The organism is Streptomyces sp. NPDC006296 (genome assembly GCF_040613235.1).
Classification (GTDB): Bacteria; Actinomycetota; Actinomycetes; order Streptomycetales; family Streptomycetaceae; genus Streptomyces.
The window spans coordinates 50,366-72,355 of sequence record NZ_JBEXRT010000034.1 but is presented as its reverse complement, the minus strand read 5'-3'; the positions used below and the strand labels follow the sequence as shown (position 1 = coordinate 72,355).

Annotated in this window: 19 protein-coding genes; 13 read left to right on the top strand and 6 right to left on the bottom strand. The window is 72.4% G+C overall.

Features of this window, described 5'->3' with window-relative positions:
- Positions 1-71 precede the first annotated feature (71 nt).
- Together ABZ172_RS22610 and ABZ172_RS22605 are read left to right on the top strand one after the other, a co-directional pair.
- A complete protein-coding gene (locus ABZ172_RS22610) occupies positions 72-629 on the top strand; it encodes an ATP-binding protein (RefSeq protein WP_356885749.1) in 558 nt (185 codons plus the stop codon).
- Positions 630-953: 324 nt separating this feature from the next.
- A complete protein-coding gene (locus ABZ172_RS22605; RefSeq protein WP_356885731.1) occupies positions 954-1,919 on the top strand; it encodes a DUF5926 family protein in 966 nt (321 codons plus the stop codon).
- Between the two features lie 700 nt (positions 1,920-2,619).
- Here ABZ172_RS22605 and ABZ172_RS22600 read toward each other — a convergent pair.
- A complete protein-coding gene (locus ABZ172_RS22600) occupies positions 2,620-3,303 on the bottom strand; it encodes a bifunctional DNA primase/polymerase (protein WP_356885729.1) in 684 nt (227 codons plus the stop codon).
- A gap of 693 nt (positions 3,304-3,996) precedes the next feature.
- Between ABZ172_RS22600 and ABZ172_RS22595 the strand changes: the two genes are divergently transcribed.
- Together ABZ172_RS22595 and ABZ172_RS22590 are read left to right on the top strand one after the other, a co-directional pair.
- On the top strand, positions 3,997-5,370 hold the full coding sequence (locus tag ABZ172_RS22595; protein ID WP_356885727.1) for a PP2C family protein-serine/threonine phosphatase: 1,374 nt from the start codon (positions 3,997-3,999) through the stop codon (positions 5,368-5,370).
- A gap of 142 nt (positions 5,371-5,512) precedes the next feature.
- Positions 5,513-6,976, top strand: a complete 1,464-nt coding sequence (locus ABZ172_RS22590) for an aminopeptidase P family protein (protein ID WP_356885725.1) — start codon at positions 5,513-5,515, stop codon at positions 6,974-6,976.
- A gap of 48 nt (positions 6,977-7,024) precedes the next feature.
- Here ABZ172_RS22590 and ABZ172_RS22585 read toward each other — a convergent pair whose 3' ends face one another.
- Entirely contained in the window at positions 7,025-7,594 is a 570-nt protein-coding gene (locus ABZ172_RS22585) for an ATP-binding protein (RefSeq protein ID WP_356885723.1), read from the bottom strand.
- 260 nt (positions 7,595-7,854) lie between these two features.
- Here ABZ172_RS22585 and ABZ172_RS22580 point away from each other — a divergent pair, with 260 nt between their 5' ends.
- The 9 genes from ABZ172_RS22580 to ABZ172_RS22540 all read left to right on the top strand — a co-directional run bounded on the left by ABZ172_RS22580 (position 7,855) and on the right by ABZ172_RS22540 (position 17,929).
- On the top strand, positions 7,855-8,673 hold the full coding sequence (locus ABZ172_RS22580; protein WP_356885721.1) for a hypothetical protein: 819 nt from the start codon (positions 7,855-7,857) through the stop codon (positions 8,671-8,673).
- Between the two features lie 104 nt (positions 8,674-8,777).
- Entirely contained in the window at positions 8,778-9,518 is a 741-nt protein-coding gene (locus ABZ172_RS22575; RefSeq protein ID WP_356885719.1) for a YcnI family protein, read from the top strand.
- Between the two features lie 48 nt (positions 9,519-9,566).
- On the top strand, positions 9,567-10,223 hold the full coding sequence (locus ABZ172_RS22570; RefSeq protein WP_356885717.1) for an SCO family protein: 657 nt from the start codon (positions 9,567-9,569) through the stop codon (positions 10,221-10,223).
- Positions 10,220-10,666: a copper chaperone PCu(A)C gene (locus ABZ172_RS22565; protein ID WP_356885715.1), complete on the top strand. Its 447-nt coding sequence runs from the start codon at positions 10,220-10,222 to the stop codon at positions 10,664-10,666. The genes ABZ172_RS22570 and ABZ172_RS22565 overlap by 4 nt, the downstream gene beginning before the upstream one ends.
- Before the next feature lie 14 nt (positions 10,667-10,680).
- Positions 10,681-12,771 carry a copper resistance protein CopC gene (locus tag ABZ172_RS22560; protein ID WP_356885713.1) on the top strand — a complete coding sequence of 697 codons (2,091 nt, stop codon included), beginning with the start codon at positions 10,681-10,683 and terminating at the stop codon, positions 12,769-12,771.
- Between the two features lie 104 nt (positions 12,772-12,875).
- Positions 12,876-14,153: an iron uptake transporter deferrochelatase/peroxidase subunit gene (efeB, locus tag ABZ172_RS22555; protein ID WP_356885747.1), complete on the top strand. Its 1,278-nt coding sequence runs from the start codon at positions 12,876-12,878 to the stop codon at positions 14,151-14,153.
- A gap of 172 nt (positions 14,154-14,325) precedes the next feature.
- On the top strand, positions 14,326-15,261 hold the full coding sequence (gene pheA / locus ABZ172_RS22550; RefSeq protein WP_356885711.1) for a prephenate dehydratase: 936 nt from the start codon (positions 14,326-14,328) through the stop codon (positions 15,259-15,261).
- Between the two features lie 578 nt (positions 15,262-15,839).
- A complete protein-coding gene (serS, locus tag ABZ172_RS22545; protein WP_356885709.1) occupies positions 15,840-17,117 on the top strand; it encodes a serine--tRNA ligase in 1,278 nt (425 codons plus the stop codon).
- A complete protein-coding gene (locus ABZ172_RS22540; protein WP_356885707.1) occupies positions 17,114-17,929 on the top strand; it encodes an HAD family hydrolase in 816 nt (271 codons plus the stop codon). Before serS ends, ABZ172_RS22540 begins: the two co-directional genes overlap by 4 nt.
- A 425-nt stretch (positions 17,930-18,354) precedes the next feature.
- Here the strand turns inward: ABZ172_RS22540 and ABZ172_RS22535 are convergent, their stop codons facing one another.
- Genes ABZ172_RS22535 through ABZ172_RS22520 form a run of 4 tightly spaced genes read right to left on the bottom strand, consistent with a single transcriptional unit; the run spans position 18,355 to position 21,924 of the window.
- Complete coding sequence (locus ABZ172_RS22535) at positions 18,355-19,074, bottom strand: ABC transporter permease (RefSeq protein WP_356885705.1); 720 nt, start codon at positions 19,072-19,074, stop codon at positions 18,355-18,357.
- Between the two features lie 30 nt (positions 19,075-19,104).
- Positions 19,105-20,016, bottom strand: coding sequence for an ABC transporter ATP-binding protein (locus ABZ172_RS22530; RefSeq protein ID WP_356885703.1), 912 nt, complete (start codon positions 20,014-20,016; stop codon positions 19,105-19,107).
- Entirely contained in the window at positions 20,013-20,921 is a 909-nt protein-coding gene (locus ABZ172_RS22525; protein WP_356885701.1) for an ABC transporter permease, read from the bottom strand. The genes ABZ172_RS22530 and ABZ172_RS22525 overlap by 4 nt, the downstream gene beginning before the upstream one ends.
- Complete coding sequence (locus tag ABZ172_RS22520; RefSeq protein ID WP_356885745.1) at positions 20,911-21,924, bottom strand: ABC transporter ATP-binding protein; 1,014 nt, start codon at positions 21,922-21,924, stop codon at positions 20,911-20,913. The genes ABZ172_RS22525 and ABZ172_RS22520 overlap by 11 nt, the downstream gene beginning before the upstream one ends.
- Positions 21,925-21,990 lie beyond the last annotated feature (66 nt).

Sequence of the window (21,990 nt, the reverse complement as noted above, 5' to 3'; positions counted from 1 at the left end):
GGGTGGCGTTTGTGGTGGCACAGGAAGTGCCGACGTCGTCGAGCATGGCCGTACCCCATGGCCCTGCGGGCGTGGGACTGGCTCGGCACCGGATGCGTGAGCAGCTCCGCGGCAACGGGGTCTCGGACACCGTGGTCGACGACGCGGTCCTGATCCTCTCCGAGCTACTCAGCAACGCCTGCCGGCACGGCAGGCCGCTGGGGCAGCACACAGAAGCGGGTAACGGCGACATCCGCGCCGCGTGGCGCGTGGACGGACGCGGCGACCTGACCGTCGAGGTCACGGACGGCGGCGGGCCGACCAGGCCGGTCCCCTCCACACCGTCGGTCACGGCGCGCGGCGGGCGTGGGCTGAACATCATCAGCGCCCTCGCCCAGGAGTGGGGCGTACGGGACGACGCGGTCGGCGAGGTCACCGTCTGGGCCCTGGTCTCCTCCGGCAGGCACGGGCACGGCGGCTTCCCGACGGCGCCCCCGAGCCCCGCGAGGAACGCACGGACCGGGCGCACCGCACGGACCGGACGGGCCGGGCGGCCGTCGCTGGACGGGCTGCACACCATGAACGGCTTCGGCTCGCTGGACGGCCTGGAGCTCGCCGACGTGCTCGACGCCTTCGACGACGCGAGCTGAGAGCGGGCACGAGGCGCACGGCCCTGGGTGCCACGCACCGCACCGCACCCGGAGGTGCACCGCGCACGCCGACCACCGGGCGCACCGCACCCGGGGCCACGATGCGGGCCGAGCCCGGTGAACACGCGGCGCACCGCACCCGGCACCCTGAGGTGCAGCGCGCACACCGACCGGGCGGCGTACCGCACCCGGCGCTCCGGGGCGGGCCGAGCCCGGTGAACGCGGGGCGGGCCTCGGGGGTTCGACGGGTGGGCACCGCGCGGCGACGGGGGCGGCTAGGCTCGCGCCCGAGACCGCACTGTCGCAATCGGGAGAACGCCCACCATGGCCAAGAAGCGCCCTCAGACCAAGGCCGGGAAGCCGCAGCTCAAGGACGGTGACATCCCGGTCGTAGGGGCTCGTGAGCCCTGCCCGTGCGGTTCGGGCCGCCGCTACAAGGCGTGTCACGGACGCGCCGCCGCCCAGGCCGTGACCGAGCTGGTGCAGCGCCCGTTCGAGGGAATCGCCGGGGAGTGCGACTGGATCGCCCTGCGCGAGCTGGTCCCTGCCGCCACCGTCGGGCTGACGCTGAAGGGCGGTCTCCCCGAGGGCGTGCCGTCGGTGTCGCTCGCGACCGTGCTGCCGATGGCCTGGCCGGCGCTCCGCCGCGACGACGGCTCGGTCCTGCTCGCCCTGCAGAACGACACCTCGTCCGGCGACCTCAGCCGCGACCTCGCGGACACCCTGCAGCGCGCCCTGGAGGCCGAGCCCGGTTCGCCGGTCGCCGCCCGCCGGGTGCCCGCCGACGGCCCGCGCCTCCAGGACGTCCTCGACCCCGACGCCGCGTTCGAGCCCGTCGTGCACACCGGGTTCGAGTTCTGGGTCCCCGACGCGGAGAACGCCACGGCGGAGGTGTCCGCCTCGCTGGAGCGTGCCAACGCGGCGGCCATCCCCACCGTCCGGCTCTCCGGCGTGGACGCCGCCTACTGGTGCGAGACGCCCGAGAAGAACCACCTGCGCTGGGTCATGCCGCATCCCGAGGAGCAGCTGCTCGACGCGCTGGCCCGGCTGCACGCGGCGGGCACCACCTCGCTCGGCGAGGGGACCCGGCTGGTGGGTTCCTTCCGCGCCCACGGACTGATGGTCCCGGTCTGGGACCTGCCGAGCGCGATGGGAGCCGAGGAGTGCGAGAAGCCCGCGGCGCAGTTCGCGGAGCGGCTCGCCGACGCCCTTGCCTCGGACGCTCCGCTGACGGCCGACGAGCGCCGCGCACGCGGGGGGCTCACCAACCGCCAGGTGACGCTCAGCTGACCGTGACAGCAGCGGGGAGTCGACGGTGACTCCTGTCACAACTCCCCGTACTCGCCGGTAAATCGCTGTCCGAATAGGCGAGATCGAATTTGCTCACGGCAGATCTCTTGTTACCGTTCTGGAAGTCCGGTCGCTGGTGCATCCCCCGTCGCCAGCGGCCGGACGTTCGCGTTTCCGGGGCCGGTCGCCTGGGGCGTACGCCGGAGCACTCGGCGGGCCTGCGTCATCCGGCCGCTCCGGCATCCGCCCCGCCCCCGGTCCACCTGGGGCCGTCACCCGCTCCGGGCGTACGCGCCACGGGGCCGTACACCGCACGCCTCGGAGTCGCACCGACGTTCGGTTTCGGACAGAAACCCGAGGAGGCGTCGGGCAGCGCACGAAGACGCGACACGGGAGAACCGATGGCGAACGACGCACCCGGCACCCGCTCGCCGGGCCGAGGCACCGCAGCACCGCGGTCGCCGTCTCCCCCGCGCGACGCATCCGTGCGTCCGTGCGGGATGTGTCCGAACGGCCGCACCGGCGGGCCTGCCTTCCGCGATTCCCGACCGGCCGTCAGAAAGCCGGTGGCACACGGCAGGACGAGCCCTGCGACGCCACGGACCGGGCCGGACCACCCGCGCGCCCACCCGGGCCGGGCGGCCCCGTACCCCTGCGGGGTGAGCCGCCCGTCGTCCCCCGCCGCAGCGCCCCCGACCGCTCAGTACGTGAGCCGACTGCCGCCGTCCGGAGCGCTGTTGCTCGCCTCGACGAGCGCGTCCAGGACGGACTCCACGTCCGGGAGCCACGGCACGGCGGTCCCGGTCTCCGGCGCCCGCTCCCAGCGCACCTGCCCCGTACCCACCTCGGACGGAGGCAGGAGGAGATAGCCGCCCTCCCCGTGGAACCGCAGCGAGGCCGGCACCCGGTCCTTGGCGTGCAGCAGCTCGCCGAGGCGTTCCAGGTCATAGGGCGCGACCAGCAGGGACCACCTGGTGGGCGTCGCCACCACGGGCCCGAGCCGCAGGCCCATGCCGTCGAGCGCGGTCAGCGCCCGGGCACCCGCGACCGCAGGCAGGCTCAGTGCGCAGGGCGCCTGGCCACCGGTGGCCAGGACGATGGGGGCGGTGGGCCGGTTGGTCCACCACCAGCGCACCATGCGGGCGTCGGTGGTCGCCGCCAGGAGACCCGGGTCGAAGGGGTGCGCGCCGGGCACGGCGCACTCCGGGTCGGGGCAGGCACAGCCGCGGCCGCGTTCGCCGCGTGCGGTTCCCGTCGCCAGTCCCGCCCCGGGCAGCACAGGCCACTTCCGGACGGTGGCACAGATCAGCGCCGCGTCGAGCTGGGCGGAACTTCCCGTGCGCCGGGGCCGGTGCCTGCGTCGCCTTCCGGGGATCTCGCGCATGAGCGCTCGTTCCTTTCCGTTGAACGCCGAGGTCCACTTCGCACCACGTGCTCGTTACACCACGTGTGCGTCTCTTCGCTGTGCGTGCCGGCTCATCGAGTCCACGGCACGGACGGTGGTCGGTGCCGAGCGTGAGCCGAGCCGAGCAGAGTGGAACCGAACAGAATGGAGCTGATCCGGTTCGAACCGGGTTGAGCCGAGCCGAGTCCAGTCAGTACATCGCGCGGTCGGCGTGCGCATCGCGCGTGCCGTCCCTTGTGCAACCCCGCAACTCGGGGTGGGCGGGCAGTCGTCACAGGTGTGGACGCCCAGGCTCGCTGTCGGGTTCCGGGGCGGTCGCAACTGCCCCTGGCCATCCACGATTACGTACCCAGCATGCCCGGGATGACGCTCCCTCCGGCATTTCACCCCGAGGGTGCCCCTGTCTCGCGGACCCAGTCGATCGCAAATGGCGTTCCGGGGGTACTTTTTTCAGCCAAGTTAACCACCGCACGGACACCATAAATATCGTCAGGACAATGCTGGACATGACCTTACTTGTGCGTGTACATGTGGGGACGTGTACCTGTGGCTGCACCGATGGTGGCGCAGCACGACATGGGGGTTTGCGATGCTATTCGACAGGACGCTCCGGTCGGAAAGCCGGCCGACATGAGCGCCCCCCACCTTCCCAAAGTGGCTGGAATCGATCCCATGGTTCCCGTTTCAACGCAGAATCCCGCGCACCCGGAAGGTGTGCCCTCCGCCCCGGGTGCCTTCCTCCAGGACCGGCTGGCCGGGTGGGTCTCCGACCTGACCACCCTGCACGAGCTCACCGAGCGACTGGCCGGGACGAGCACCCTGGACGGCGCCCTCCAGGAGCTCCTGGACGCCGGCGCCGCCCTGGTGGGAGCGAGCCGGGGACTGCTCGTCCTCGAACCCGCCGACGGCCGCGGCCCGTCCCGCACCATCGGGCTCGGCCTCGCCCACGCCGAACTGGGGCACATCGAGACGGTCCCCCGCAGCGCCACCGCCCACGGCCGCTTTCTCGACGGCCTCCCCGGCACCGACGGTCCGGTGGCCTGCCCCGACCTCCTCGCCGACCCCGCCCTCGATCCCCGCTGCCGCGAGGTGGCGGCCCTCCTCGGACACGCCGCCACCTACACGCAGCCCCTCATGAGCGCGACGACGGGCCGGCTGGGCGCGGCCGTCTGGCTGTACGACGAACCGGCCGAGCCGCTGGAGCGCCAGCGCCATCTCGTCGCGGTGTACGCCCGCCACGCCGCGGAGCACCTGGCCCGGCTGCTCGAACTGGAACGCGCCAGGGCGGACGCCGCCGTGATCGCCGAGGAGCTCCTGCCGGTCAGGCTGCCCCGGGTCCCCGGGGTGCGGCTGGCCGCACGCCACCTGGCCGCGCCCGGCGGCGGCGGCGACTGGTACGACGCGCTGCCGCTCCCGGACGAGGCGCTCGGCCTGGCGGTCGGTTCGGTGGGCGGCTCGGGTCCGTCCGCCCTCGCGGCCACCGGCCGACTCCGCGCCGGCCTCCGGGCCTACGCCGTGCTGGAGGGGGAGGACCCCGTCGCCGTCCTCTCCGATCTGGAACTGCTGCTGCGGCTGACCGAACCGGCCACCGCGGCGACCGCCCTCTACGCGTACTGCGAGCCGGAGCGGCGCACGGTCCTGCTCGCGGGCGCCGGGCACACCCCGCCCCTGGTGACCGGCGACCGGCGCACCGAGTTCGTGGAGACGACCCTCTCCGCCCCGCTGGGGATGCTCTCCTGCTGGGAGGCGCCGAGCGTGGAGTTCACCCCCCTGCCCGGCGAGACGGTGCTGCTCTACACCGACGGGCTGCTGCGCCGCACCGGCACCACCAGGGACCGGGCCTTCGCACGGCTGCGCTCGGCCGCGGCCGGCGTGCCGAAGGCCCTGCGCCAGGATCCCGGAGCGGTCGCCGACCACATCCTGCGGGCCGTCCTGCCCGACGGCCGGGACGACGACGGCCGGGACGGCGACGGCCGCACCGAGGGCGTCGCGCTGCTGGCCGTGCGCTTCGACCAGGACCACTCCCCGCCGGGGACGCGGCGGTGACAGCGGTCCCCTCCGCGGACGCACCGGTGACACGAGTCGTCTCCCCCGGGCGCGCCGGTGGCACGAGGCGTTCCGGCACCGGGCCCCCTTCCGTACGCCCGTACGATGGGGAAGGTCCAGTGTCGTACAAGGAGGACAAAACGTGTCTGAGGAGCTTGCCCCGGAGACCCCGGAGACAGCAGAGGCAGAGCCGGTCAAGCAGCGGAAGAACGGCCTGTACCCGGGCATCTCCGACGAGCTCGCCGAGAGCATGAAGTCCGGCTGGGCCGACACCGAGCTGCACGGCCTGGAGCCGATCGCCCAGGCCTCCCACACCGCCGCCCGCCGCGCCGCGCTCTCCGCGCGCTTCCCGGGCGAGCGGCTCGTCGTTCCCGCGGGCAACCTGAAGACCCGCTCCAACGACACGGAGTACGCCTTCCGGCCCTCCACCGAGTACGCCTACCTCACCGGCGACCGGACCCAGGACGGTGTCCTGGTGCTGGAGCCGGTCGACGGCGGACACGAGGCGACGGTCTACCTGCTGCCCCGCTCCGACCGTGAGAACGGCGAGTTCTGGCTCAGCGGCCAGGGCGAGCTGTGGGTCGGCCGCCGTCACTCCCTCACCGAGGCCGAGCAGCTGCTCGGTGTCCCGGCGAAGGACGTCCGCGAGCTCCCGGCCGCGCTGGCCGAGGCCACCGGACCGGTGCGCGCCGTCCGCGGGCACGACGCGGGCGTCGAGGCCGCTCTCGCCGACAAGGTCACCGCGGAGCGCGACGAGGAGCTGCGCGTCTTCCTCTCGGAGGCCCGCCTGGTCAAGGACGCCTTCGAGATCACCGAGCTGCAGAAGGCCTGCGACGCCACGGCGCGCGGCTTCGAGGACGTCGTGAAGGTCCTCGACCGCGCCGAGGCCACCAGTGAGCGCTACATCGAGGGCACCTTCTTCCTGCGCGCCCGCGTCGACGGCAACGACGTCGGCTACGGCTCGATCTGCGCCGCCGGCCCGCACGCCACCACGCTGCACTGGGTCCGCAACGACGGCGCGGTCCGCTCCGGTGAGCTCCTGCTCCTCGACGCGGGTGTGGAGACCGACGAGCTCTACACCGCCGACGTGACCCGGACGCTCCCCATCAACGGCACGTTCTCGCCGCTGCAGCGGAAGATCTACGACGCGGTGTACGAGGCCCAGGAGGCCGGCATCGCCGCGGTGAAGCCCGGTGGCGCCTTCCGCGACTTCCACGACGCCGCCCAGCGGGTCCTCGCCGAGAAGCTGGTCGAGTGGGGCCTGCTCGGTGACCTGTCCGTGGAGAAGGTGCTGGAGCTGGGCCTGCAGCGCCGCTGGACGCTGCACGGCACCGGCCACATGCTCGGCATGGACGTCCACGACTGCGCCGCCGCGCGGACCGACTCGTACGTCAACGGGACCCTGGAGCCCGGGGTCTGCCTCACCGTCGAGCCCGGGCTGTACTTCCAGGCCGACGACCTGACCGTGCCCGAGGAGTACCGGGGCATCGGCGTGCGCATCGAGGACGACATCCTGGTGACCGAGGACGGCAACCGGAACCTGTCCGCCGCGCTGCCGCGCAGGTCCGACGAGGTCGAGGCCTGGATGGCCCGGCTCAAGGGCTGACACGGCCGGCGCGGACGGCCGCGCCCCGTGCGCCGGAGGGCGTGCTGCTCAGGACACCATGAGCAGCGCGCCCTCCCGCCATTTCAGGACCTTGTCGAAGCTCACCACCGCGCCGCGCCCCGGCCGGTTGCCGAAGTGGACGTGGTCGGAGAGCTCCTCGATCAGGCAGAGCCCGCGACCGCTCTCGGCGGTCGGCGGCGGGTACGCCTCGGTGCGGGCGGAGGGGGCGTCCGCCGGGGCGGAGGCGCACGGCTGCGGATCCGCCGGACGCTCGGCGGACGGCTGCGCGGCGGTGCGGAGCGTGCGCCGGGACGGGAAACCGGGCCCTGAGTCGGCGACCTCGATACGGCACGTCTCGCCGTCCAGATAGGCCGTCACCCGGTACTGGCCGCGCGCGTGTCCGGACCGCCCGCCGCCGGCCGCGAGGGCGGCGCCCGCGTCCTCCAGGTCACCGCCGTGCTCGACGGCGTTCGCACAGGCTTCGCTGAGCGCGACCGAGAGGTCGTAGGAGATGTCCGGATCCACTCCCGCCGACTCCATGGAGCCGAGCAGGAAGCGCCGGGCGAGCGGAACGCTCGCGGCGTCGCGCCGCAGATGCAGTGACCACCACATGCTCATGCTCCAGCCTCCTGGCTGCGGCTCGACATACCGTTACGTATTGCCGCGACGGGCGCGCGGTAAGCACGGATCCGCTGTGACAGCGCTCATTCGGCGGATGCGGATATTCCGCTCATCGGTGTAGGGCGGGCCCGGAACACGGCCGCACGGCACGCCGCAACAGGTGCAACACGCCCTGATCACCCCCCGATGCGGACGGAAACCGACCTTCCGGACCTGCCGTACGCGGACCGGGGGACCAGTGGGATGATGACCCGGCCATGTCTATGCCCGTCGCACGCGCCGGGGCCGGAATGCGGCTCCTGAGGACCGCGGTGTTCACCGCGGTCTGCGTCGTGCTGGCCGCGGCCGGACACGGCCTCGCCGCGGGCATGACGGTGCCCGGGTGGAGCCTGCTGGCCGGCTTCGCCGGAGTCTTCGCCGCCGCGGCCCTCCTCGCCGGACGTGAGCGGACCCTCCCCTCGATCACCGCCGCCCTCGCGGCCGGGCAGCTCGTCCTGCACGTGCTGTTCGGGCTCGGGCGCCACATGCCGGCCGCCGCGGCCGGGTCGGGGGACGACGCGCTGATCCGCTTCGCCGCAGGACTGGTGTGCGGTGCGGGACCGGCGCAGCTGAACGCCGGCGAGGCACACCGCATCGTGGCCACCGCGGGGCTGGACCCCGCGGCGGTGGCCCAGGGCCACGTCCACGGCGCACCGGGAGCGGCGGCCTCCGCCGCGGACCCGTCGCTCCTCGCCGACCTGGTGTCCGGCCTGCCCGGCCTGCCCATGCTCCTGGGGCACCTGCTCGCCGCGCTGGCGACCGGCTGGCTGCTGCGCCGCGGCGAGATCGCGCTCTTCCGGCTGGCCACGCTCTCGGCGCAGGGCGGCCGTCAGCTCGCGGCCGGGGCGAGGCTGCGTGCGCTGCGCGCGGCCATGGCCCTGGTACGCGTCCTGCGTGCCGGGCTTCCGGGGCGCACCCCGACCGGGCCGCGGACACTCCGCAGCGCCGTCGACGCGCCCGTGCCGGCCACCGGGGACCCCCTGCAGCACATGGTGATCAGGCGCGGCCCGCCGCCCGTGTTCGTACGCGCAGCCTGACACGACCCCTCCCCCGGGACTCCGGTGACGAGGTGGTCGTGATGCCGTCGCGCTCCCGCGCGCCGGACCACCTTTTCCTCATCCCTCGTGGAGTGATCCCTGCCATGAACGTTTCCCGCATCGCCCTCGCCGGCGGCGTCGCCGCGTCCACCGTCCTGCTGCTCGCCGGCACCGCCTCCGCGCACGTCAGCGTGCAGCCGCAGGGCGAGGCCGCCAAGGGCGGCTACGCCACCGTCAACTTCAAGGTCCCCAACGAGCGTGACGACGCCTCCACCGTGAAGCTCGAGGTCACCTTCCCGACGGACCACCCGCTGGCGTCCGTCAGCCCGGAGCCGGTGGCGGGCTGGAAGATCGAGGTCACCAAGAGCAAGCTGGCCGAGCCGCTCGAGGTGCACGGCAACAAGATCAACGAGGCGGTCTCGAAGGTCACCTGGACCGCGGACGGCAAGGGCATCGAGTCCGGCTTCTTCCAGCAGTTCCCGCTCTCGGTCGGACAGCTCCCCGAGGACGCCGACCAGTTGGTCTTCAAGGCGCTCCAGACGTACAGCGACAAGGAGGTCGTCCGCTGGATCGAGGAGCCCACCGAGGGCGGCGAGGAGCCCGAGAGCCCGGCGCCCGTCCTCGCCCTGACGGCTGCGGCGGCCGACGCCCACGGCGGCGCAGCGGACGACAAGGGCGCCGGGGACGAGAGCGCCGCGGCGGCGAGCGACACGACGGCGTCCGCGGACGGCGCGTCCGCGTCGAGCAGCGACGGCACCGCCCGGGTCCTGGGCATCGTCGGCATCGTGGTGGGCCTCGCGGGCGTCGCGTTCGGCGTCCTCGCCGGCCGTCGCCGCACCGCCTGACCCCACCGGCTCCACCCACCCGTATCCACAGATCAGGAACTCAGCTCCATGCACAGCAAGAAGACGGTGCTGGCCGCGGCGTTCGCCGCCGTGGCCGCACTGACCCTGTCGGCCTGCGGCAGCGGAGGGGGCACGGCGGACGACTCGGTCGCCGAGGTCTCCTCCGGGGCCGGGTCCCGGCCCGCGACCGTGCTCGACCAGCCGTTCACCAAGCCCGACCTCGTCCTCACCGACACGCACGGCAAGACGTACGACCTGCGCGAGCGGACCAAGGGCAAGCCGACCCTCATCTACTTCGGCTACACCAACTGCCCCGACGTCTGCCCGCTGACCATGAGCAACATCGCCCTCGCCAAGCGGGCCCTGCCGGCGGCCGACCGGAAGAACCTCCAGGTCGTCTTCGTCACCACGGACCCCGAGCGGGACACCCCGGCCTCCCTGGGCAGCTGGCTCAAGGCCCAGGACCCCGGCTTCACCGGTCTCACCGGCGACTTCACGGACATCCAGGCGGGGGCGCGGCAGATCGGCATCGGGATCGACCCGCCGAAGAAGGAGAAGGACGGCACGGTCGTCTCGATGCACGGGGCCCAGGTCATCGCCTTCTCCCCCAAGACGGACAAGGGGTACGTCCTCTACAGCGAGGACACCACGGCCGAGGACTACACCGAGGACCTCCCGAAGCTCGTCAAGGGGGAGAACCCGTGAACCGCCGTACCGCCGTCGCCGGCGTCCTGTCCCTCACCACCGGCCTGGCGCTGACGGCGTGCTCCTCGGACAGCGTGCCGCAGCTGGAGGTGACCGGTGCCTTCATGCCGCAGCCCGTCAGCGACATGGCGGCCGGCTTCCTCCACGTGAAGAACAGCGGTGCCACCACCGACCGGCTCACCTCGGTGACCAGCACGCTCTCCGACCACGTGTCCATCCACGAGACGGAGAACAGCACGATGCGGATGGTGACGTCGTTCGAGGTGCCCGCCGGTGGCGAGCTCGACCTCGAACGCGGCGGCAACCACATCATGTTCACGGAGCTGAAGCAGCGGCCCAAGCGGGGAGAGACCGTCTCCGTGGAGCTGCACTTCGAGAAGGCCGACCCGATCACGGTCGACATTCCCGTGAAGGAGACCACCTACAACCCGAAGAAGCAGTGAGGTACTGACACCCCATGACAGCCACCGCCCCGCACTTCGGGCCCTCCCCGATACGACGGCCGCGCGCAGCGGTCGCGCTCCTCGCCACGCTGATCAGCCTGCTGTTCGGTCTGGTGCTGGCGGGCGCGAGCCCCGCGTCCGCGCACGCCGCCCTCACCGGGAGCGATCCGCAGGACGGGGCGGTGGTCGCCACCGCCCCCGCCGACGTCACGCTCACCTTCTCCGAGCAGATCGCCATGGACGACGACTCGATCCGGGTGCTCGACCCGAGCGGGAAGCGGGCCGACACCGGCGCCCCCCGTGATCTCACCAGCGGCGGCGCGGTGCGCTACGGCGTCCAGCTGCACAGCGGTCTGCCCGACGGCACGTACACCGTGGCCTGGCAGGCCGTGTCCGCGGACAGCCACCCGGTGGCCGGAGCCTTCACCTTCTCCGTGGGCGCACCCTCGGAGACCACCGTGGCGCTGCCCTCCGGTGAGGCCGGCGGCGGACTCGTGGGCACGCTCTACGGCATCGCACGCTACGCCGCGTACGCCGGATTCATCCTGCTCGCGGGCGGTGCGGCCTTCGTGCTCGCCTGCTGGCAGCAGGGCGCCGGCGCGCGACCGCTGCAGCGGCTCGTCGTGCAGGGCTGGGTCACCCTCACCGCGGCCACCCTCGCCCTGCTGCTCCTGCGCAACCCCTACACCGGGTCCGGCGAGCTCGCCGACGCCTTCGACCTCGAAGGCCTCCAGGCCGTGCTGGACACCAAGCCGGGGGCGGCGCTGGTGTCCCGGCTGCTGCTCCTGGGTGCCTCCGCCCTCTTCATCGCCGTCCTCTTCGGGGCGTACGCCAGGCGCGAGGACGCGACGGAGAAGAAGGACCTCACCTTCGGTCTGGCGACGGGCGGAGCCGTCATCGCCGCCGGCATAGCCGGGACCTGGGCGCTGGCCGAGCACGCCTCGACGGGGATCCAGCCGGGGATCGCCATGCCCGTGGACGTGCTCCACCTGCTCGCCGTCGCCGCCTGGCTGGGCGGACTCGTCGCACTGCTGGTCGCCCTCCACCGGACGCCCGGCATCACGGCCGACGCGGTGCGGCGGTTCTCCCGCCTGGCCTTCGGCAGTGTGCTCGTGCTCACGGCCACCGGCCTCTACCAGTCCTGGCGCCAGGTCGGTTCCTGGTCGGCGCTGACCGGGACGCGGTACGGGCAGCTGCTGCTCCTCAAGGTGGCGCTGGTCGCCGTACTCGTCGGGGTCGCGTGGCTGTCCCGGCGGTGGACCGCCCGGCTGACCGCGCGCACGGGATCGGCCGGAGGCGCCGGACCGGCGGAGGGCACGGCCCCCGGTCCGGATGCCTCCGCGGACGCCGATACCGCGGGCTCGTCCGCCGCTCCGACGGCCGAGGCGCCCGCGGGCCAGGCGCTCTCCACGGACGCCGACGCATCTGCGGGCCCGGCTGCCGGTCCGGTCGGAGGTGCGGCCGTCGGCACGGCTGCCGCACCCGGGGAGACGGCCGCCACGGCCTCCGCTCCCGGGGAGGAGGCCGATCCGGAACGCGCCGCGCAGCTCTCCCGGCAGCGCGCCGCTCTGAACGCGACGAAGGAGAAGCGTGCCCGCGACGCCGATCCGGACCGCTCGGGGCTCCGGCGCTCGGTGATGGTGGAGACCGCCGTCGCCGTGGTCCTGCTGGTCGTCACGACGATCCTGACGTCCACGGAGCCGGGCCGCACCGAGGAGGAGGCCGCCCGAGGCACCACCGCGGCGGCGGCGCCGGTGGCCGGCGAGCCGGTGAGTCTGACCATGCCCTTCGACACCGGCGGTCAGAACGGCACGGGCACGGTGCGCCTGGAACTCTCGCCCGGCGGAACCGGCGCGAACAGCGTGCACCTGTGGATCGACGGGCCCGACGAACGTCCGATGGACGTCCCCGAGGTCAAGCTCGCCCTCACCCTGGAGTCCAAGGACATCGGCCCGCTGCCGGTCGCGCCCGACCGCCTCACCGAGGGGCACTGGTCCGCGAGCGGCGTACAGATCCCGATGGCGGGCGACTGGAAGATCGCCGTGACGGTGCGGACGTCCGACATCGACCAGACCACCATCGACAAGAACGTGAAGATCGGCTGAGCAGGGTGAGCAAGAAGAAGAACCTCAGGAAGACCGGTCCCGCCACCGGGCGCGGCGACGGCGCGCGCCCCCAGGGCGACGGCGTACGGCCCGACGGCGACGGTGTGCGGCCCGGCAGTGGCGGCGTAGGGCCCGACGGCGTCGGCGTCGTCTCCCGGCGGCGGCTCATCGGCGGCGCGGGAGCGGCCGGAGCGGCCGGCCTCGTCCTCGGCGCGGCCGGCGGCGCGGGTGTCTCTGCCGCGACCCGGGAGGAAGCACCGACGGCGCTGGCCTCGGTCGGCTCGACCGAGGCGATGTTTCACGGGAAACATCAAGCGGGGATCACCACTCCGCTTCAGGCCCGCGGGCACCTGCTCGCCTTCGACCTGGCACCCGGCGCCGGGCGCACGGAGGCGGCCGCTCTCCTGCGTCGCTGGTCGGCGGTGGCGGCACGGCTGACGGCCGGCGAGCCGGCGGAGGGCGGCAGGGGCCACGACACCGGGGTGGCACTGGACGCCGGCCCGTCCTCCCTGACCGTCACCTTCGGATTCGGACGCACCTTCTTCGCCCGCACCGGGCTGACCGACCGGCGTCCGGCCGCTCTGGATCCGCTGCCGGCCTTCTCCTCCGACCGCCTCGACGCCCGGCGGTCCGACGGTGACCTCTGGATCCAGATCGGTGCCGACGACGCTCTCGTCGCCTTCCACGCCCTGCGCACCCTGCAGAAGGAAGCCGGGTCCACGGCCCGGGTGCGGTGGCAGATGAACGGCTTCAACCGCACCCCGGGCGCCACGGCGCGGCCGATGACCGCACGCAACCTGATGGGCCAGGTGGACGGCACCAACAACCCCCGGCCGTCCGAGGAGGACTTCGAGAAGCGGATCTTCGTGCCGTCCGACGAGACGTCGGAATCCTCCTGGATGGCGGGCGGCTCCTACGCCGTCGTCCGGCGGATCCGGATGCTCCTGGACGACTGGGAGGAGCTCACGGTGGAGCGCCAGGAGCAGGTCATCGGGCGGCGCAAGAGGGACGGCGCCCCGCTCAGCGGCGGCTCCGAGACGACCGCGATGGACCTGGACAAGGCGGGACCGGACGGCAGGCTGCTGATCCCCGCCAACGCCCACGCCCGGATCTCCTCGCCCGAGAAGAACGGCGGCGCCGCGATGCTGCGGCGCCCGTTCTCGTACCACGACGGCATCTCCGACGACGGCACCCCGGACGCCGGGCTGCTGTTCGTCTGCTGGCAGGCCGATCCGTTCAAGGGCTTCATCCCGGTCCAGCGCAAGCTGGACCGCGGGGACGCGCTCTCACCGTTCGTCCGGCACGAGGCGAGCGGCCTGTTCGCCGTACCCGGCGGCGCCGGCACCGGGGAGTACGTGGGGCAGCGCCTGCTGGAGTCCTGAGCGGCCGGACCGTGTGCTCCGCCGCCCCGCGAAGCGGCCGGGCCCTCTCGCCCGGGCCGCGACCGGCCGGGGCACCGTCCGGCGGCGGGCCGGTGCGAGGCGCACGGCCCGCTCCGCCGGTGCCCGAGCGCTGTCCCGCCGGGGACCGCGCGCGAGCCCTTAGGGTGACCGTATGTCAGCCACGCGCTACGCCTACCTCGGTCCCGAAGGCACCTTCACCGAGGTGGCCCTCCGTACGCTCCCCGAAGCCGCCACCCGCGAACTCGTCCCGATGGTCTCCGTGCCGGCCGCGCTGGACGCGGTGCGCAACCGGGAGGCCGCAGCGGCGCTCGTGCCCATCGAGAACTCCGTGGAGGGCGGGATCAGTGCGACGCTCGACGAGCTGACCACCGGCGCCCCGCTGATGATCTACCGGGAGGTCCTGCTCTCCATCACGTTCGCGCTGCTGGTGCGGCCCGGGACGAAGCTGTCGGACATCAAGACCGTCACGGCCCATCCCGCCGCCCAGCCGCAGGTGCGCAACTGGATGGCGGCGCACCTGCCCAGTGCGGTGTGGGAGTCCGCGGCCTCGAACGCCGACGGCGCCCGGCTGGTTCAGGAGGGCCGGTACGACGCCGCCTTCGCCGGTGAGTTCGCGGCGGCGACCTACGGGCTGGAACCCCTCGTGACGGAGATCCACGACGCGGAGAACGCCCAGACCCGCTTCGTGCTGGTGGGCCGCCCGGCCAGGCCCTCCGCCCCCACGGGTGCCGACAAGACCTCGGTGGTCATCTGGCTCGGCGAGGACCACCCGGGCGCGCTGCTGGAACTGCTCCAGGAGTTCGCGGTGCGCGGCGTCAACCTGATGCTGATCCAGTCCCGGCCCACCGGAGCGGGCATCGGAAACTACTGCTTCGCCGTGGACGCGGAGGGGCACATCGCCGACCGCCGCGTCGGCGAGGCGCTGATGGGGCTCAAGCGGATCTGCCCGAACGTGCGCTTCCTCGGCTCGTATCCGCGTGCGGGAGTGACGCCCGACGAGGTGGGCCCCCTGCGCATCGGGACCTCGGACACCGACTTCACCGAGGCGTCCGACTGGCTCGCGCGCAGCCAGGACGGCCGGGTCTGACGTCCTCCGGGTAGGACCGGCCCCGACCTCGTCGGTCCTACCTGCGGATTTTCACACCCCACACAGAGTTATCCACAGGGCACCGCCGGGACCTGGGGACAAGTCGACATCACTATGCGACATCGTCGACAAATCGCCCCACTCACCCTGGATCACCCACAGGACCCCAGGGCCCCCCGGACCCTCCCTATTGCCGGGATCAGCACACCGAGAGGGGCAATACCCACTCGAATGAGTGCGTGATTCAGGTTTACGTCGCGGATCCCTGTCACTTCATGCCGCTTTCGGAACGATCTCTTCCGACATCCACAGGCCTTCTTCACAGCCTGTGGATAACTAATCGAATCCGCCCCCACCTGTGGACAACCCACCCCCAGGAGCGCCAACTCCCCGCGTCCGCACCGCCGATGCGTCAAGCGGCCATCGCGTCCGCTCCCTTTTCGAGGCAGCGGGACCCTTTTATTGACGGCGCGCACACCAACCCCCGCAAGAATTAACTATTCCGGCAATTCGTGCAAAGCGCCACGCTCGTCGATATCGGTTCGAGCGGCGGATCCCCGCACCGGTAGCCTTGAGGGGTGATTGACCTTCGCCTGCTCCGTGAGGACCCCGACCGTGTTCGCGCCTCCCAGCGCGCCCGTGGAGAGGACGTCGCACTCGTCGACGCCCTGCTCTCCGCCGACGAGCTGCGCAGGTCGTCCGGCGTGCGCTTCGACGAACTCCGCTCCGAGCAGAAGTCGCTCGGGAAGCTGATCCCCAAGGCCACCCCGGAGGAGCGCACCGAGCTCCTCAAGAAGGCCGATCAGCTCAAGGCCGAGGTCAGGGCCGCGGACGCCGCACAGGGCGAGGCGGACGCCGAGGCCAAGCGGCTGCTCCTGCAGCTCGGCAACATCGTCCACGAGGACGTGCCGGTGGGCGGCGAGGAGGACTTCGTCGTCCTGGAGACGCACGGCACCGTCCGCGACTTCGGTGCGGAGGGCTTCGAGCCCAAGGACCACCTGGAGCTCGGCGAGGCGCTGGGCGCCATCGACATGGAGCGCGGCGCGAAGGTCTCCGGATCGCGCTTCTACTACCTGACGGGCATCGGCGCGCTGCTCGAACTGGCCCTGGTCAACGCGGCGATCGCGCAGGCCACCGAGGCCGGTTTCGTCCCCATGCTGACCCCGGCCCTGGTGCGTCCGCGGGCCATGGAGGGCACGGGCTTCCTCGGCCAGGCCGCGGAGAACGTCTACCACCTGGAGAAGGACGACTACTACCTGGTCGGCACCTCCGAGGTCCCCCTCGCCGCGTACCACATGGACGAGATCATCGACGCCGACAAGCTGCCCCTGCGGTACGCCGGCTACTCGCCGTGCTTCCGCCGCGAGGCCGGCACCTACGGCAAGGACACCCGGGGCATCTTCCGCGTCCACCAGTTCGACAAGGTCGAGATGTTCTCGTACGTCGACCCCGCGGACGCCGCGGCGGAGCACCGCAGGCTCCTCGACTGGGAGAAGCAGTGGCTCACCGGCCTGGAACTGCCGTTCCAGGTGATCGATGTCGCCACCGGTGACCTGGGCGCCTCGGCCTCGCGGAAGTTCGACTGCGAGGCGTGGATCCCGACCCAGGGCAAGTACCGCGAGCTGACCTCCGCGTCGAACTGCGACGGCTTCCAGGCACGCCGGCTCTCCGTCCGCATGCGGGACGGCAAGAAGGTCCAGCCGCTGGCGACGCTGAACGGCACCCTCTGCGCCGTGCCGCGCACCATCGTGGCGATCCTGGAGAACCACCAGCTGCCCGACGGTTCGGTGCGGGTGCCCGAGGCCCTCCGCCCGTACCTCGGCGGACGCGAGCTGCTGGAACCGGTCTCCACGTGACCTTCTCCTACAAGCTCGTCGCGACCGACCTCGACGGCACCCTGCTGCGCGACGACCACACGGTCTCCGACCGCACCCGCGAGGCCCTGGCCGCGGTCACCTCCGCCGGCGCCGCGCACATCGTCGTCACCGGACGCGCGGTGCCCTGGACCCGGCACATCCTGGACGACCTGGGATACCGGGGCCTCGCGGTGTGCGGTCAGGGCGCGCAGGTCTACGACGCGGGCGAGCACAAGCTGCTGACCTCCCTCACCCTGGACCGGCAGCTCGCGGGCCTCGCCCTGTCCAAGATCGAGGCGGAGGTCGGTCCGCTCACCCTGGCGGCCAGCCGTGACGGCCTCGACGGCGAGGTGCTGGTCGGGCCGGGTTACCGGGTGCAGGAAGGGCCGCTGCCGGCCCGCTACATGAGCGATCCCGCCGAGATGTGGACCGCTCCGCTGAACAAGGTCTACATACAGCACCCGGAGCTCGACGACGACGCCCTCGCGCACGCCGCACGGCAGGCCGTCGGCAGCCTGGTCAACGTCGTCATGGCGGGTCCGGGCGTCGTGGAGATCCTGCCGCTGGGCCTCAGCAAGGCGACCGGGCTCTCCCTCGCGGCACGCCGCCTGGGGCTCAAGGCCGCGGACACCGTGGCCTTCGGCGACATGCCGAACGACATCCCGATGTTCGGCTGGGCGCAGCACGGCGTCGCCATGGCCAACGCCCACGACGACCTGAAGGCCGTGGCGCACGAGATCACCGCGTCGAACGAGCACGACGGCATCGCGCTCGTGCTGGAGGAGCTGCTCCGGACGGCCTCGCGCGCGTAGCGCCAACGGGCTCGGTACCGGGCGGCACCGGCCGCGACGGCCTTGCGCCCAGCGCGCACGGACAGCTCCGGGCGGCGTCCGACGGCGTGAACCGGCGTTCCGGCAGCGGCCGGGCGTCGGCGCCGCCCCGCCGTGTGCGGGGAGGCACGCACCGGGCAGGCGCGGCGCGACGCCCCTTCGCCGAGGCCGTGGCCCGGGCCGCCCGGATGTTCCGGAGTGGCCCCGGGCCGCCCCTCAGCCGCCCGTGCGGCGGCTCGGATCCCGCAGCCGGCGGTCCCCGGATTCACGCGAGCCCGGCGCCACGGATTCCCGTTGCCCCCACGCACCCTGCCGCCGGGCCGGCCCGGCGTCCGTCACGCCGTCCACCCGCCGGACAGGGGACAACCCCCGCCCGAGGGGCGGGGGTTGTACGGAGGCGGCAGGTCTCACTCCTCGCCGGCGAGCTTCAGCCCGCGCAGCTTCTGACCCGCGTACCAGGTGGCGGCGATCGTGACACCGGCCAGCAGGACGGTCGCCAGCGGCAGGCCGACGTCCGAGGTGACCAGGCCGTCCCCGGCGACCTTCTCGGCGACCGAGAGGGACCACTGCTGCACGCTGAGCGTCCGCGCACCCGGCACCAGGCTGCCGAACAGGGCCTCCCACACCAGGGCGTACACGAGGCCGAACACGACCGCGTGCCGGCTGACCGTGCCGAGCAGCAGGAACAGCGCGCTGTACGCGATCGAGGCCACCAGTGCCGCGATCGTGTAGGCGACGGCGATCTGCCCGCCGTTGCCGTTGAGGATCAGCCCCGCGATCAGGGTCGGCAGGGCGGAGAACAGCATCGTCACACCGATGGCCACGATGAGCTTGGTGAAGATGATGGTGGGCCGCTTCACCGGCTTGGCCAGCAGGTAGACGATCGAACCGTCATCGATCTCCGGTCCGATGGCACCGGTCCCGGCGATGACGCCGATGAGCGGCACCATGGTGGCGAGGGCGAAGCCGCCCAGCACACCGGAGGCCACCTCGTCGTCGGCTCCGGCGAACGCGCGCACCGCCACGGCGATGGCCACCAGCAGCACCGGCAGGACGAACAGGATGGCGGCCCGGCGCCGGCCGAGCAGGGCCCGGTAGGTGAGCCGGGCGACTGTGGGGTCGTACATGACGCTTCACAGCTCCTTTCAGGCCACTACTCAGGCCGCTACGAGATAGGAAAAGACCGATTCGAGGGACTCGTCGGACGGCGACACGGTCAGCAGCCGGATGCCGTGCTGACGCGCGACCTCCGGGAGCAGCGTCGTGAAGCGGCCGAAGTCGACCGCCTGGATGCGCAGGGCGCCTTCCGTCACGTCGACCTCGATACCGGCGGTCGAGGGGTCCGCGATGAGCGCGGCGGCGAGCGCCCGGTCGTCGCTGGACCGCACGAGGTAGCGGTGCGGCCGGTCCGTCATCAGCCGGCGGATCTTCCGGAAGTCGCCCGAGGCCGCGTGCCGGCCCGCCACGATCACCTCGATGTGCGAGGCGAGCTGCTCGACCTCCTCCAGGATGTGCGAGGAGAAGAGCACCGTGCGTCCCTCCGACCCCATCCGGCGCAGGAGCTCCATCAGCTGCATCCGCTGACGGGGGTCCATGCCGTTGAACGGCTCGTCCAGGAGCAGCACGGAGGGGTCGTGGACCAGGGCGGACGCCATCTTGACGCGCTGCCGCATGCCCTTGCTGTACGTGGAGATCTTGCGGTCCTGGGCGTCCTCCATCTCGACCGTGGCCAGCGCCTTCGCCGCGGCCGCGTCGCCCAGGCCGTGCAGCTCCGCGTTGGCGACGACGAACTCGCGGCCGGTCAGGAAGTCGTACATGCCCTCGCGCTCCGGCACGATCCCGATGGCCCGGTAGACCGATTCGTTGCGCCAGATCCGCGTGCCGTCGAGCGTCACGCTGCCGGTGGACGGGGCGAGGAACCCGGCCATCATGTTGATCAGCGTGGACTTGCCGGCTCCGTTGGGGCCGAGCAGTCCGGTGACCCCCGGGCCCACGGTCATGCTCACGTCGTTGACGGCGACCACGTTGCCGAACCAGCGCGAGGTGTGGTCGATCTCGATGGTGGTCACAGCCCGACCCTCCGGTAGCGGCGCATCAGGACGGCGTACGAGCCGGCGACGAGCGCGAGAACAACGATCAGGTAGACCACACCGGCCGCGGCTCCCGGGCCCTCGCCGCCGGGGAAGGCGGAGGCGGCACCGAGGAACGCGGTCTGCACCCCGTCGATCAGCGTGATCGGGGAGAACAGCCCCAGCCAGGTGATGGCATCGGCCGAGTCCGTCTGCCAGGCGATCGCCTGGACCGTGGACACGGCGCCGTAGGTGATGGTCAGGACCGCGATCACCGCGGCGACCCCGAAGCCCCGGCGGGGTGTCAGGGCGGCGACGACCAGGCCCAGCCCGGCGAACAGCACGGAGAGCAGCGCCACCGACACCATCCCCTGCCCGAATCCCGCGGTCTGGTCGGCGAAGTCGAACTTCGCGAGCAGCGAACCCACGTAGAGGATGACGAGGGGCAGCCCGGTGAGGATGAGCAGGGCGGAGGCCATGGCGGCGTACTTGGCGACGACGTAGTCGACCCGCTCGATCGGCCGCGAGAAGTACAGCGGCACGCTCTTGAAGCGCAGGTCCCTGGACACGGACTGCGGCGCCTGGGAGGCGACGAAGAGACCGATCACGGCCTGCAGGTAGAGCGCGAAGTCCGTGTACTTGATGGGGAGCTTCGTCATGTTGGGCGTGGCGATGGCCACCGCCACGAGGATCAGTGCCACCAGGCACATCACCCCGCACAGGAGCATCGGCAGCACCTTGGACTTCGCGGACCTGCCGAGTCCGAACGAGCCCCGCAGGGACTGCGAGTAGAGCGAGCGGCGGGCGTAGGCCCGGCCCAGCCGGACACCGTCGTAGGAGCGGTATCCGATGTTGTGGATGCGGGAGGCGTCGCTCCCGGCCACGGTCCCGGTCTCAGTGCTCATGGTGACCGCTCCCCTTCTGCTGTCCGACGCCGGCCGTCACGGCCGGGGCCACCCGGTGCGCCTCTCCGGCGCGGAAGACCTCGGCGATGCGGTGGCGGCGCTGTTCCATCCGGACGAGGCCCAGTCCGAGCCCGGCGACACTGTCGCGGACCAGGTCGTAGGTCTCCTCGCCGGTCGCCTCGACCAGGAGGATGTGGCCCGCTCCCGGCAGCCCCTCGGCGTCGAGTCCGTCGTGGCCCACCAGCGTGAGGCCGGCCTCGGTGAGGATCGTGCGCAGGGCGGCCGTGCCGTCCGGGTGGTCGTCGCTGTCGGTCACCTCGACCGCCAGGGTCGTGGTCACCGAGGTGAAGTCGCTGGTCGAGCTGGACCGCAGCAGTGCGCCGCCGTCGATGACGACGACGTGGTCGCAGGTCCGCTCCAGCTCCCCCAGGAGGTGGGAGGTCACCAGCACCGAGATGCCGAAGTCCCGGTGGACGCGGCGGATGAGTCCGAGCATCTCGTCCCGGCCGACGGGGTCCAGGCCGTTCGTCGGCTCGTCGAGGAGGACCAGCTTCGGGTCGTGGACCAGGGCCTGGGCCAGCTTCACCCGCTGCTTCATCCCGGTCGAGTAGCCGCCGATGGGGCGGTAGCGCTCCTCGTACAGCCCCACGTGCCGCAGGGTGTCCGCGGTGCGCTCGCGCGCGGCGGTGGGCGGCAGCCCGGACATCCTCGCCATGTGGACGACGAACTCGGTCGCCGAGACGTCGGGGGGCAGACAGTCGTGCTCGGGCATGTATCCGACCCGCTCCCGGATCGCCGCGCCTTCGGTGGCGACGTCGAGCCCGAGCACCGCGGCCCGGCCTTCGGTGGCGGGGGACAGACCCAGCAGGATCTTGATCAGTGTGGACTTGCCGGCCCCGTTGGAACCCACCAGGCCGGTCACGCCCGGTCCGATGTCCAAGGAGAGCCGGTCAAGTGCGGTCACCCTCGGGAACCGCTTGCTCAGGCTTTCGGTTGCGATCACAGTCACGTCCCCGACGTTAGTGGCGTCCGCCACAGGAGTCGTCAGACCAGGCGGCTGGATGCACGT